This is a genomic window from Sphingomonas lacunae, from assembly GCF_012979535.1.
Taxonomy (GTDB): Bacteria; Pseudomonadota; Alphaproteobacteria; order Sphingomonadales; family Sphingomonadaceae; genus Sphingopyxis; species Sphingopyxis lacunae.
In genome coordinates this window covers 937,167-949,752 of the sequence record NZ_CP053015.1, presented here as the reverse complement: position 1 = coordinate 949,752, position 12,586 = coordinate 937,167, and the positions used below count along the sequence as shown (strand labels likewise).

The following is a 12,586-nucleotide window of genomic DNA, read 5'->3' as shown; positions in this document are numbered from 1 at the left end:
CTTTAGCAGGACAGGCGGCCACCGCCACCCACCGCTTCAGTCCCCGTTATCCTTTGCCAGATCAGCCGCGACCTTGGGCGCCCGCAACAGGGCGTCGATATGGCTGCCCTCGTCAAAACTCTCGTCAGCGAGAAATTTGAGGCGTGGCGCGAATTTGAGCTTCACTGAGCGCGCCACTTCACGCTGCAGATAGGCGGTGTTGGTGCGCAGCGCCTTCAGCACCGCCTCCTCATCCTTGCCGAGCAGTGGCTTCACAAAGGCGGTGGCATGTCTCAGGTCGGGTGACATGCGCACTTCGGTGACGCTGACGACATGGCTCTGCAGCACCGGGTCATGCACCTCGCCGCGCATCAGCACGGCGGACAGGGCGTGACGCACCTCCTCACCAACACGCAGCACGCGCACCGACGGGCCGTCGCCCTGCGCGGCAGGACGGCGACTCATCGCTGCAATTCCGGCAAGCGGATCAGGGCCTCAGAGCGTGCGTTCACGCTCTTCGACCTCGAACACTTCGAGATTGTCGCCCGGCTTGATGTCGTTGGTATCCGCCAGCAAGACACCGCACTCGAGCCCCGCGCGCACTTCGGTGACATCGTCCTTGAACCGGCGTAGCGACGAAATGGTCGTCTTGGAAACGATGACATCCTGCCGCGTGAGGCGGGCATGCAGTCCCTTGCGGATGATGCCTTCGAGCACCAGCAGACCGGCCGCCTTGTCGCGCTTGCCCGCCGGGAAGACGTCCTTGACCTCGGCCCGGCCAACAACCGTTTCGATGATTTCGGGGCCCAGCTCGCCGGCCATCTCCTTCGCGATATCCTCGGTAAGGTGATAGATGACATCGAAATATTTCAGTCGCGTCTGGCGCTGCTTGGCGACGTCACGCGCCTTGGCATTGGGACGGACGTTGAAACCGATCAGCGGTGCGTTCGATGCTGACGCCAGCGTCACATCGCTCTCGGTGATCGCGCCGACGCCTGAATGCAGCACACGGACCTTGATCTCGTCGTTCGACAGGGCGTTGAGCGCGCTGACGATCGCCTCGACCGAGCCCTGCACATCGGCCTTCACCACCACCGGATATTCGATGACGCTGGCCTTGTTCTCAAGCGCGGAGAACATGTTCTCGAGGCTCGCCGGGGCAACAGCCGTGCGCTTGCGCAGGGCCTGTTCGGCACGGAAAGCGGCGACTTCGCGGGCGCGGGCCTCGCTTTCGACCACGGTCAGCGTGTCACCGGCGGACGGCACACCGCCCAGACCGAGGACTTCGACCGGGGCCGACGGGCCGGCTTCCTTGATCTGTTTGCCCTTGTCGTCGATCATCGCGCGCACGCGGCCACTCTCCGAACCGACGACAAAAATGTCGCCGGTCTTGAGTGTGCCGCGACGCACCAGGACCGTCGCCACCGGGCCACGACCCTTGTCGAGCTTGGCTTCGACCACCGTCGCCTCGGCGCTGCGGTCGGGATTGGCCTTGAGCTCCATGATTTCCGCCTGCAAGGCGATGGCGTCGATCAGCTTGTCGAGGTTCAGGCGCTTGAGGGCGGAAATTTCGACGTCCTGCACGTCGCCACCCATCGCTTCGACCACAACTTCATGCTCGAGCAGCCGCTCGCGCACCTTTTGCGGATTGGCACTGTCGAGGTCGATCTTGTTGATCGCGACGATCATCGGCACGCCTGCCGCCTTGGTGTGGCGGATGGCTTCGATGGTTTGCGGCATCAGGCCGTCATTGGCGGCAACCACCAGAATGACGATATCGGTAATGTTGGCACCGCGCGCGCGCATTTCGGTAAAGGCGGCGTGGCCCGGCGTGTCGAGAAAGGTCAGCTGTTGCCCATCCTTGGTCGTCACCTGATAGGCGCCGATATGCTGGGTAATGCCGCCGGCTTCGCCGGACACCACATTGGTGCCACGCAGTGCGTCGAGCAGGCTGGTCTTGCCGTGATCGACATGGCCCATGATAGTGATGACTGGCGGGCGGGCCTTCAGCGTTTCGGGTGCATCGACATCGCTGTCGGTGATGATGTCGACATCGGCTTCGGACACACGCGTGACATTGTGGCCAAATTCGGTGACCAACAGTTCTGCGGTGTCCTGATCGATGGTTTCGTTGATCGTGACGGGCGTGCCCATCTTGAACAAAGCCTTGACCAGATCGGCACCCTTTTCGGCCATGCGGTTGGCCAGTTCCTGCACGGTGATGAAATCAGGCACCACGACATCGCGCACTTGCTTCTCGCGCGGTTGTGACGAACCGCCAAAGCTGCGGCGATGTTCTTTCTCACGGGCGCGCTTCAGGGCGGCCAGACTGCGCGCACGGGCGCCTTCATCGTCGCCCAGGGCCTTGGTCACGGTCAACTTGCCCGACTGGCGCCGATTGTCGGGCACACGCTTGTCGCGGGCCGGCGCCTTGGGCTCGGGCCGCTTGGGCGACTCGACCGGGGTAAAGCGCCGCGGTGGCGGGAATTTCTCGCCTGCGTTGTCCTTGGCCGGTTCCTCGGCGGTGCTATCGGCCGGCTCAGCGACCGTTTCGGTCGACTGCGGCGCTTCGGCTGGCGCAGCAGCGGGTTCAGGAGCGACAACAGGGGCAGCCTTGGCCGCGGCCGCTGCAGCTTCTTCCTCGGCGCGGCGCTTTTCTTCGGCGCGGCGCTTTTCCTCCTCACTGGCTGCGGCGCGCTGCGCTTCTTCGCGGCGACGTGCTTCTTCCAGGGCTGCCAGCCGGGCCTCTTCCGCTTCGCGCAGCAGGCGGGCCTGCCGCTCCTGACGGGATTCCAGACTATCGCTTGGTGCGCGTGAAGGGGTCGGTGCCGGCGTCGGCTTGGGAGCGGGAGCCGCCACCTCGGGCGCCGCTTCGACCGGGGCCGGTGCCGGCGTGGGTTCGGGCGTAGCCGCTTCGGCCTCTCCCGGCTTGCCGATCATCCGGCGGCGCTTAACCTCGACGACGACAGTATTCTTGCGTCCATGGCTGAACTGCTGCTGCACCTGGCCAGCCTCGACCGTCCGCTTCAGCCCCAAAGGCTTGCGGGTGAGGGTCGACTTGTCCTGATCATCCGTACTCATTGACCTGATTCTATCCTTCAAACAGCAGCATGGCCGCCATCGACCGTTTCGGTCGGTGACGCGTTTCCGGTGGTCGTCGCATCGGAGCCCTGAGGGTCCATAGACGATCCGGCAAATTGGTGCCAGCGGTCGAGCAACGCCGACAGGCGTTCTCCCCATCCGGCGTCGATAATGGCGATGTGCACCGCGTTGTCGCGGCCCAATGCCACAGACAGGGCGGTGCGGTCCACCGGCAGGACGCGGCCTGTCATACCCGATCCTTCGGCATCCTCGCCCACCCGCCAGCTTTGGTCGCGCTTGCGGCGGCCATCGTCGGCAGCATCACTGGCGTGGCAGAGCAGGGCGACCTGCCCGGAGCGGGCCGCGACATCGACCTTTTCCGCGCCGGTCAACAAGACGCCGGCCTTTGCTGCCAGTCCCAGCTGGGACATCAGCGTGCGGTGGAAAGCGGCATCAATCTGCGCGCCAAGATCGGCCGGCAGGTTCACCGGCGCACCCTTGAATGCGCGGGCGAGAGCGCCCTTGATCTTGCCCTTGGCAATGGCAGCTTCCAGCGCCGCCCGGTCAACGCCGATCCAGGCGCCGCGTCCCGGTGCTCGCGCCATGATGTCGGGCACCAGCACGCCATCGGGCGACAGGGCGAGGCGGATCAGCGCCTCACGCGATCCATGCTCGCCCGAAAGGATACAGCGCCGCTCCGGCCCGTCACCATCGGCGGCGGGCTTGCGCACCGGTTTGGGCGCGCGGATTTCCTGACCCGGAACCCGGGCCTCTCCCCCTTCGGGGAGCTGGGATGTCGGCGTCAGCTCGCGGTCATTGTGCGGGGTCCGCATCGGCGGCCTCCCCGTTGGATTCGCTGACGTCTTCGTCTTCGAACCAGTGGGCCCGCGCGGCCATGATGATCTCGTTGCCCTGATCGTCGCTCAGGCCATATTCGGCCAGCACACCGCCCTTGTCCTCGGGCCGTTCACGGCCACCGCGACGCGGCTCGCTGCGCTTCTTGGCAACCAGTTCGTCGGTGGCGAGGTCGGCGAGGTCATCGAGCGTCTTGATGCCTGCCTTGCCCAGCGTCACCAGCATGGCTTCGGTGAGGTGCGGCATTTCGGCCAGAGCGTCCTCGACGCCCAGCGAACGGCGCAGTTCGCGGGCTGCAGCCTCGCGGCGCTCGAGCGCTTCCTGGGCGCGGCTCTGCAGCTCTTCGGCCAGTTCCTCGTCGAACCCTTCGATGGCGGCCAGTTCTTCCGGTGCGATGAAGGCGACTTCATCCATCTCGGTGAAGCCTTCGGCGACCAGCAGCTGGGCCAGCGTCTCGTCAACGTCCAGTTCTTCCTGGAACATGGTTGACCGTTCGAGGAACTCGCGCTGGCGCTTTTCGCTCGAATCGGCCTCGGTCATGATGTCGATGGCGCGGCCGGTCAGCTGGCTGGCGAGGCGGACATTCTGGCCACGGCGGCCGATGGCCAGACTCAGCTGATCGTCGGGGACGACCACTTCGATGCGGCCTTCATCCTCATCGAGGACGACGCGGCTGACGGTGGCGGGCTGGAGGGCGTTGACGACAAAGGTCGCGGTGTCTTCGCTCCACGGGATGATGTCGATCTTTTCGCCCTGCAATTCCTGCACGACGGCTTGCACACGGCTGCCCTTCATGCCGACGCAGGCGCCGACCGGATCGATGCTGCCGTCATAGCTGATGACGCCGATCTTGGCGCGGCTGCCCGGATCGCGGGCGGCGGCCTTTATTTCGATGATGCCATCATAGATTTCGGGGACTTCCTGCGCGAACAGCTTCTTCATGAAGTCGGGGTGGGCGCGGCTCAGGAAAATCTGCGGCCCGCGGGTTTCGCGCACGACCTTCAGGATGATGGCGCGGATGCGGTCGCCCATGCGGACCATTTCGCGCGGGATCTGCTGGTCGCGGCGGATGACGCCTTCGGCGCGGCCCAGATTGACGATGATGTGGCCGAATTCAACCGATTTGACCACGCCGGTAATCACTTCGCCGGTGCGGTCCTTATATTCCTCATATTGCCGCTCACGGTCGGCTTCGCGGACGCGCTGGAAAATGACCTGCTTGGCTGATTGGGCGTCGATGCGGCCCAGATCGATGGCGGGCAGGGGGTCGACAATGAAGTCGCCCACCGCGGAACCCGGCTGCAACTCATTGGCGCGGGTCACATCGACCTGCTTGAAATAGTCGTCGACCAGATCGACCACTTCGACGACACGCCACAGGCGAAGGTCGCCGGTCACCGGGTCAAGCTTGGCACGAATGTCATTTTCCTGGCCAAAACGGGCGCGGGCGGCGCGCTGGATCGCCTCCTCGATCGCTTCGATGACGATGGCCTTGTCGATCAGCTTTTCGCTGGCCACCGAATTGGCGATGGCGAGCAATTCGGCCCGGTTGGCGGAAATGGCGTTGGCCATGGGTCTCTCAGTCCTCTGCTTCGGATTCGTCTGCGCCAACTTCCACCACATCGTCCGCACCGCTCGTGTCGAGCGGACGGGTGGCGGCAATCAGCTTGTCGGTAAGGATCAGTTTGGCATCGACGACATCAGCAAAGGGAAAGGTCAGCGGACCCGCCTTGCGGTCGTCGATGGTGATGAAAAACTCGCTCTCTGCCTCGTCGGCATCTTCGGAGGCCGCATATTCGTCGACATGCATCAGCTTGCCGGACAGGTTTTTGCGAGCGCCGTCGCCGATGCCGGCCTCGACCGGCGGCACCACGCCTTCGGTCAGCACGACGCGGGCATCATGCCCGGCCCAGTTGGCAAAGTCCTGCACACGGGTCAACGGGCGGTCGATGCCGGGTGAGCTGACCTCCAGACGATAGGGCTCGTCCATCGGGTCGCGGCCTTCCCCTTCCAGCTGGTCGAACAGGTCGGACAGGCGGTGGGAAATCTCGGTGCAGTCGGTGATGGTCAGCTGCCCGGTGTCCGGGCGCTCGGCCATGATCTGCAAGGTCAGGTCTTCGCCACCCTGGAACCGCACGCGCACCAGTTCATAGCCCAAAGCCTTCACCTCGGGTTCGACCAATGCTGTGATGGTGGCGATATCCGCCATGGGGTCTCCGGGTTGCTGCGCGATTCTGGTCCTGCAACGGCAAGGGGTGAGGGTCGCCGGTCCCTGTTGGTGCCGACGCTGCCGAACCTCTTGCGATGTCAGGAAGCAATGCGGATATAGGCGCAAATGCCATGACAAGCAAGCCGGGTCATTCATCGCCCGGCTCCTGCCTGATCGCGGACCGCCCCACCCCCCAGGGAGAATGCCCAATGTCGCTCCGTTTCGCCTTGTTCGCCCCACTTGGCCTTGCTGCCGCCAGTCTCGCGGTCACTGCCTGTCAGGCCCAGCAACCGTCCGCCGCCGCCTTGGCCGACAGCGCAAATGCCGGCCCGTTTGAAGCCGCCGCGCTGGCCGATGCGCCCTTCACCCTCGAACAGCGCGGTGATTTTGAGGATCCTTGGGCCATGACGTTCCTGCCCGATGGTCAATCGGCCCTCGTCACCGAACAGGCTGGCCGGCTGATCCTGTGGCGCCTCGACGGCAGCACGGTTGAGGTGAGTGGTATTCCGCCTGTCTCCTACGCCGGTCAGGGCGGGCTGGGCGACGTTGTCCTCCACCCGCAATTTGCCAGCAACCGCCTCGTCTATCTCAGCTGGGCGGAGGAAGGAGAGGGTGGCAAGGGCGCGGTCGTCGCCCGTGCCCGCCTGTCTCTGGATCTGGCCGCCCCCGCGCTTGAAGGGTTGGAGATCATCTGGCGCCAATCGCCCAAGGTTGATGGCAATGGCCATTTCGGCCACCGCATGGCCTTTGGCCCGGATGGCATGCTCTACATCGCTTCAGGCGAGCGTCAGAAGTTCACGCCCGCACAGGATATGGCACAAAATCTCGGCAAGGTCGTTCGCCTGACCGATGCCGGTGCCGTGCCATCAGACAATCCTTTCGCCGCGCAGGGCGGGGTGACGGCCCAGATCTGGTCGCTCGGCCACCGCAATCCGCTCGGCATCGCCTTTGATGCCGATGGCCGCCTGTGGGAAATGGAAATGGGCCCAGCCGGCGGTGACGAGCTCAACATTGCCACCCGTGGCGGCAACTATGGCTATCCGACCGTGTCCAACGGTGATCATTATGACGGGCGCGATATTCCTGATCACAGCGCGGGGGATGGCTTCGTTGCGCCGCGCCTGTGGTGGAACCCGGCGATTTCGCCCGGCGGCCTCCTCATCTATCGTGGCGCCACCTTCGCCGCCTGGCGCGGGGATGCCTTCATCCCGGCCCTCAGCGGCACCGGCCTGGTCCATGTCGATCTTGATGGCGAGAATGCCCGTCAGGCCAACCGCTGGAATCTGGAGTTCCGCGTCCGCGCCATTGCCGAGGATCCCTCGGGAGGCCTGTGGCTTCTCGAAGACGGCAGCCGCAATGGTCAGGGTCGCCTCTACCGCATGGTCCCGCGCGGCTGAGTCAGCGGGGGCGCTCCGCCTGCCGTTCATGGCAGGGTGCGCCCCATCGCGCTTGTCATTCGGTCTCTGCTGGGTCACTCGTTGGACCAAAGCCAGTCCAACCAGACGGGAGAGACAGATGAAAGCCATTCAGGTCAAGGCTCCGGCCTCGCTCGACACCCTTACCCTCGTTGACCTGCCTGATCCGGGCCAGCCGGCACCGGGGCAGATTCGCGTCCGCTTGCGCGCATCCTCGCTCAACTATCATGACTTTGCCGTTGTTACGGGCATGATCCCGGCCGCCGATGGCCGCATCCCCATGTCGGATGGCGCGGGTGAAGTGGTAGCGGTTGGCGAAGGAGTCAGCGAATTTGCCATCGGTGACCTTGTCGTCTCGACCTTCTTTCCCGAATGGCTGGACGGCACGCCGCCGCTGACGGCTTTCACCGGCGTGCCGGGGGACGGTATCGACGGCTATGCCCGGGAAGAGGTGGTGGCTGCCGCCACCAGCTTCACCCATGTCCCGCACGGTTACAGCGCGGCCGAGGCTGCAACCTTGACCTGTGCCGGGCTCACCGCATGGCGGGCGCTGGTTGTCGATGGCCAGCTTAAGGCGGGCAGCACCGTCCTCATCCAGGGCACCGGCGGCGTATCCATCTTTGCCCTGCAATTTGCCAAGGCGATGGGCGCCCGCGTCATCGCCACCTCCTCCTCCGACGAAAAACTCGCCCGGTTAAAGGCTATGGGGGCGGATGAGCTGATCAATTACAAGGACAATCCCGCTTGGGGGGCTGCCGCACTGGGGCTGACGGGCGGCAAGGGCGTCGATCATGTTGTCGAGATCGGCGGATCGGGCACGCTCGACCAGTCGATGATCGCCACGCGCATCGGTGGCCATATCGCTCTGATCGGGGTGCTCGCCGGTTTCGCCGGCCCGGTCACCACCGCCATCCTGATGGCGCGCCAGCTGAGGGTGCAGGGCCTCACCGTCGGCAGCCGCCAGCAACAGCTCGACATGATCGATGCGATCAATGTCAACGGCATCAGGCCGGTGATCGACCGCCACTTCCCCCTTGCCGACCTTGCCGATGCCTTCCGTCATCAGGCGAGCGGCAGTCATTTCGGCAAGATTGTCGTCGACATCTGATCCTGTCCCTCGGCGCTAGCGCTGGCGGCTTTCGCCTGAACCGTTGACCGGTCCGGCGGAACCGGGCGGAGGTCGGACCTGCGGTTCGTTGCCGCCGCCGGGCCTGATCGACACGCCGTTCCGGTCAATGGTGATGCCCATCTCGCCGATGCGCGTGTCCACCGCCACGCCGCTTTCGGGGTCAATGGTCAGTTGCGGTTCGCCAATCGCAATCGGCAGATCATCGAATATCTGTGGCGTTTCCGGCTCGGGGCGCGGATCGGGAGAGCGTCGCGGCGCGGCACCAGGGATAGCCCGGCTCATGAAATCCTGCCAGATCTGGGCGGGCAACCCGCCGCCATTGATGCGGCGCAGCGGGCTGTTGTCATCATTGCCGATCCACACGCCAACGACCAGCTCGGCGGCAAAACCGATGAACAAGGCGTCGCGATTGTCCTGCGATGTGCCTGTCTTGCCATAGGCCGGAATGGCCAGGCGCGCCCGCCGCCCGGTGCCCTCTTCAACCACGGCGCGCAACATGCTGCGCATCGCCTCCCGCTCATCGCTGGCAATGGCTGATCGTCCGTCGAAAAGCCTCTCGAAAAAACCTTGCTCCTCGCGCCGCAGTGCATGAGGCTCAACCGGTCGTTCACCCCCGGCAAAGGCGGCATAGGCCGCAGTCAGCTCGATCAGGGTGACACCCGAACTGCCAAGGGCGACGCTGGCATTCTCTGCCAGGGGACTGGCAACGCCCAGATCGCGGGCCGCATCATTGACCGCGTCGCTGCCCAGTTGATGGTACAGCCTCACCGCCGCCACATTGCTCGACCGGGCAAAGGCCTCGCGCAGCGTGATCATCCCGCGGTAGCGCTCGCCACTGTTGGCGGGCCGATACGTGCCGTTGGTGATCGGGCTGTCGTCGACCATGGTTTCAGGGGTCATGCCTGCCCGCAAGGCGGCATAATAGACCACCAGCTTGAACGTCGATCCCGGTTGCCTGCGCGCCTGGGTTGCCCGGTTGAACGGGCTGTCACGATAATTGCGTCCGCCAATCATCGCGACAACCTCGCCATTGGGCCGCATGGCGACCAGCGCCACTTGGGCCCGGCCCAGGTCACCGCGCGCGGTGACCCGCCGGGCAATATCCTGCAAGCGGGCATCCAGCGTCGTCGTCACCTGCGCCTCGCCATAGCCCGATTGCACCGTGGCCCGCGCCTGTGGCATTGCCCAGTCGGCGAAATAGGTGCCCGTCGGCAAACTGGACCGCGCGCGCGTGTCGGTCCGCGCCAGCCGCACCGCGCGCCGCTCTGCCTCGGTCAGGTAACCGGCCTCGACCATTGCGGCGAGCACGACCTTTTCCCGTTCCTGCGCCGCGCGCAGGTTGCGGGTCGGGGCGAGGCGGGACGGGGCCTTGACCAGCCCTGCCAGCATCGCCGCCTGGGTCAGGGTAAGTCGTTCCGGCTGGCGATAGAAATAATGCAGCGATGCCGCCCGCAGCCCGTAAACATTGTCGCCGAAATAGGCGTTCGACAGATAGCGGGAGAGGATCTCGTCCTTGGTGAGCCATGCTTCCATCCACCAGGCAATCAGCATTTCCCGCGCCTTGCGGGTATAGGTCTGGTCGGCGGTCAAAAAGGTGAATTTGGCCAGTTGCTGGGTAATGGTGCTGCCGCCATGACGCTGTCCGGTGGTCAGGTTGGTCCAGAACGCCCTTGCGATACCGCGCGGATCGACCCCCCAATGATCATAAAAACGCCTGTCCTCGGTCGCCAGAAAGGCGTGAATGACATGTGGTGGCAACCTGGTCACATCGACTGGCCGGTCGACAATCGCACCATTGCGGGCAATCGGCCGACCATCGGCCGAAACCAGCGTCAGTTGTGGAGGGGCAATCGGCTGGAGTGATTTGGACAGTGGCGCGGTGATCGCCAGCCAACCGATCGTGAGCATCAACAGAATCGCCAGACCCAGCGATCCGCGACCTATCCATTTCCAGCGCCGCGTCCAGGGCCAGCGGCTCGGCGGCACGGGCTCGCGGCTGATGGTCGTGCTGAACGGTGGAACAGGGGCATGCTGGCCAACAGTTGCATCGCGTGCGGATGATGCGGCCACTTCGGCTTCCAGTTGCGCCAACCGCGCCCGGCGTGCCGCGGCATCCTCGTTGCCGGCGCCTGTCCCGCCATAGCCTTCCGGCAAATCAAAGTCATCGTCACGCATGTTGAGGCTGTATTATCTCGATACAACAGGGGCTGAAAAGAGGAAAAAGCGAAGGCCGGCCCCTTGGTCGGCTCCGATGCCAATGGGCAAGCCTGTCAGTTGCAATCCACGGCCTGTCCCTGCGATGAATGCTGGTCAATCTGGCAAGAGAAGGGGCGGAACGATCATGGCCGACATGGCAACAGTGCAAATGGATGCCGATGCGCTCAATACCTTTCTGCAATCGCTGTTTCCGGGCGGCCGCGAAGGACTGGCGAAGATAGACAGTGTCTCGCCGGGTCGCGCCCGGCTCTCGCTGATGCCGGGTGACGGCAATTTGCGGCCCGGCGGCATCGTCTCTGGCCCGACGCTGATGACGCTGGCGGATACGGCTGCCTATGCCATGACGCTCGCGCATATCGGGCCGGTTGCGATGACGGTCACTTCGTCGCTCACTTACCAGTTCCTGCGCGCCTGCCCGGTCGAGCGAATCCACGCCGATGTCCGCCTGCTCAAGCTTGGCCGCCGCCTTTCGGTCAGCGACGTGCAGATATGGACCGCCTCGCCCGACCGGCTGGTCGGACAGGCGACGGTCACTTACGCCATTCCCTGAACCTGCGGTGGGCCGATGGGCCGCTCAGAAATTAAGCGGCCCATGCTCGATGTGCGGCAGGACGTGCCGGGCGAACAGGTCGCATTCGGCCGCGTGCGGGTAACCGGACAGGATGAAGGCTTCCATGCCGACCGCCTGATAGGCGCGCAGCTTGGCCAGCACCTGATCGGGGTTGCCGACAATCGCGGCGCCGCAGCCTGACCGGGCCCGGCCTATGCCGGTCCACAGATTTTCCTCGACAAAGCCGTCACCATCCGCCGCGCTGCGCAGCTCAGCCTGTCGTTGCACGCCGAAATTCTGGGCGTCCAGGCTCTTGTTGCGGATCGCGTCGCCGGCCTGTGCATCGAGTTTCGAGAGCAACCGGTCGGCATAGGCGCGGGCCTCATCCTCGGTTTCGCGAACGATGACATGGGCGCGGTAACCGAACTTGAGCGTGCGGCCTTTGGCGGCAGCGCGTTCTGTCATGTCGGCGACCACCGCCTTCACATTGTCCATCGTGTCCGGCCACATCAGATAGACGTCAGCGGCCGCGGCGGCAACGTCACGCGCCACCGGGGACAGGCCACCGAAGTAAAAGGGCGGGCACTTGCCTGACAGCGTTGTCATACGCGGCGGGGCGACCTCGACATCATAGAACTCACCCTTGTGGCTGACCGCTTCGCCGTTCAACAGCTGGCGGACAATCTGCATCGCTTCGATGGTGCGGGCATAGCGCGGGCCGCCTTCCATCACTTCGCCGGGGATGTCGGAGGAGATGATGTTGACGTTGAGCCTGCCACCGGTGCCGGCGGCATTGGCGCCGAGGATGCGGTCCAGTGTCGCGATCCGGCGGGCCAGCACAGGTGGCCAGTCCTCGCCGATGCGCACCGCCATCAACAGCTTGAGTCGCTGCAGGTAGGGGGCAATGGCGGCGGCGAACATCGTTGTATCCACGCCCAGCTGATAGCCCGATGGCAGCAATATATTGTCAAAACCGGACTTTTCCGCTGTCAGCACGATGTTGCGGCAATGCTCCCAGCTTGACTGGAGCGCGGGGTCGGGGACGCCCAGAAATTCGTAATCATCGTCACACAGTGCGGAAAACCAGCTGATTTCGCATTGTTGGGTCATGGCTTTGCCTTCCTGACTCTTGGGAACGGGGGCTCCGGTGA

10 protein-coding genes are annotated in these 12,586 nt (G+C 64.5%); 3 read left to right on the top strand and 7 right to left on the bottom strand.

Annotation, left to right across the window (positions count from 1 at the left end):
- Window positions 1-36: 36 nt before the first annotated feature.
- From rbfA to GV829_RS04340, 5 genes are read right to left on the bottom strand one after another with little or no spacing between them, the layout of a single operon-like run.
- Window positions 37-444, bottom strand: a complete 408-nt coding sequence (gene rbfA, locus GV829_RS04360) for a 30S ribosome-binding factor RbfA (protein WP_169944186.1) — start codon at window positions 442-444, stop codon at window positions 37-39.
- Between the two features lie 30 nt (window positions 445-474).
- Window positions 475-3,060, bottom strand: a complete 2,586-nt coding sequence (gene infB, locus GV829_RS04355) for a translation initiation factor IF-2 (protein ID WP_169944184.1) — start codon at window positions 3,058-3,060, stop codon at window positions 475-477.
- Window positions 3,061-3,077: 17 nt separating this feature from the next.
- A complete protein-coding gene (locus GV829_RS04350; RefSeq protein ID WP_169944182.1) occupies window positions 3,078-3,893 on the bottom strand; it encodes a DUF448 domain-containing protein in 816 nt (271 codons plus the stop codon).
- Complete coding sequence (gene nusA / locus GV829_RS04345) at window positions 3,874-5,487, bottom strand: transcription termination factor NusA (protein ID WP_169944180.1); 1,614 nt, start codon at window positions 5,485-5,487, stop codon at window positions 3,874-3,876. Before nusA ends, GV829_RS04350 begins: the two co-directional genes overlap by 20 nt.
- A 7-nt stretch (window positions 5,488-5,494) precedes the next feature.
- The gene (locus tag GV829_RS04340; RefSeq protein WP_169944178.1) at window positions 5,495-6,124 is read right to left on the bottom strand and encodes an LSm family protein; all 630 of its coding nucleotides are present in this window, start codon (window positions 6,122-6,124) and stop codon (window positions 5,495-5,497) included.
- Window positions 6,125-6,333: 209 nt separating this feature from the next.
- On the opposite strand from GV829_RS04340, the gene GV829_RS04335 reads away from it, so the two are divergent.
- Together GV829_RS04335 and GV829_RS04330 are read left to right on the top strand one after the other, a co-directional pair.
- Complete coding sequence (locus GV829_RS04335) at window positions 6,334-7,521, top strand: PQQ-dependent sugar dehydrogenase (RefSeq protein ID WP_169944176.1); 1,188 nt, start codon at window positions 6,334-6,336, stop codon at window positions 7,519-7,521.
- A gap of 118 nt (window positions 7,522-7,639) precedes the next feature.
- Window positions 7,640-8,647 carry a zinc-dependent alcohol dehydrogenase family protein gene (locus tag GV829_RS04330; protein WP_169944174.1) on the top strand — a complete coding sequence of 336 codons (1,008 nt, stop codon included), beginning with the start codon at window positions 7,640-7,642 and terminating at the stop codon, window positions 8,645-8,647.
- A gap of 15 nt (window positions 8,648-8,662) precedes the next feature.
- On the opposite strand, the gene GV829_RS04325 is transcribed toward GV829_RS04330, so the two are convergent.
- Window positions 8,663-10,843: a transglycosylase domain-containing protein gene (locus GV829_RS04325; protein ID WP_169944172.1), complete on the bottom strand. Its 2,181-nt coding sequence runs from the start codon at window positions 10,841-10,843 to the stop codon at window positions 8,663-8,665.
- Between the two features lie 166 nt (window positions 10,844-11,009).
- Here GV829_RS04325 and GV829_RS04320 point away from each other — a divergent pair, with 166 nt between their 5' ends.
- Window positions 11,010-11,435: a PaaI family thioesterase gene (locus GV829_RS04320; protein WP_169944170.1), complete on the top strand. Its 426-nt coding sequence runs from the start codon at window positions 11,010-11,012 to the stop codon at window positions 11,433-11,435.
- A gap of 24 nt (window positions 11,436-11,459) precedes the next feature.
- On the opposite strand, the gene GV829_RS04315 is transcribed toward GV829_RS04320, so the two are convergent.
- Complete coding sequence (locus GV829_RS04315; RefSeq protein ID WP_169944168.1) at window positions 11,460-12,545, bottom strand: LLM class flavin-dependent oxidoreductase; 1,086 nt, start codon at window positions 12,543-12,545, stop codon at window positions 11,460-11,462.
- Window positions 12,546-12,586 lie beyond the last annotated feature (41 nt).

Bases quoted from the DNA above. Each gene is read 5' to 3' on its own strand.
- rbfA (WP_169944186.1), bottom strand. From the start codon at position 444: ATGAGTCGCCGTCCTGCCGCGCAGGGCGACGGCCCGTCGGTGCGCGTG.
- infB (WP_169944184.1), bottom strand. From the start codon at position 3,060: ATGAGTACGGATGATCAGGACAAGTCGACCCTCACCCGCAAGCCTTTG.
- GV829_RS04350 (WP_169944182.1), bottom strand. From the start codon at position 3,893: ATGCGGACCCCGCACAATGACCGCGAGCTGACGCCGACATCCCAGCTC.
- nusA (WP_169944180.1), bottom strand. From the start codon at position 5,487: ATGGCCAACGCCATTTCCGCCAACCGGGCCGAATTGCTCGCCATCGCC.
- GV829_RS04340 (WP_169944178.1), bottom strand. From the start codon at position 6,124: ATGGCGGATATCGCCACCATCACAGCATTGGTCGAACCCGAGGTGAAG.
- GV829_RS04335 (WP_169944176.1), top strand. From the start codon at position 6,334: ATGTCGCTCCGTTTCGCCTTGTTCGCCCCACTTGGCCTTGCTGCCGCC.
- GV829_RS04330 (WP_169944174.1), top strand. From the start codon at position 7,640: ATGAAAGCCATTCAGGTCAAGGCTCCGGCCTCGCTCGACACCCTTACC.
- GV829_RS04325 (WP_169944172.1), bottom strand. From the start codon at position 10,843: ATGCGTGACGATGACTTTGATTTGCCGGAAGGCTATGGCGGGACAGGC.
- GV829_RS04320 (WP_169944170.1), top strand. From the start codon at position 11,010: ATGGCCGACATGGCAACAGTGCAAATGGATGCCGATGCGCTCAATACC.
- GV829_RS04315 (WP_169944168.1), bottom strand. From the start codon at position 12,545: ATGACCCAACAATGCGAAATCAGCTGGTTTTCCGCACTGTGTGACGAT.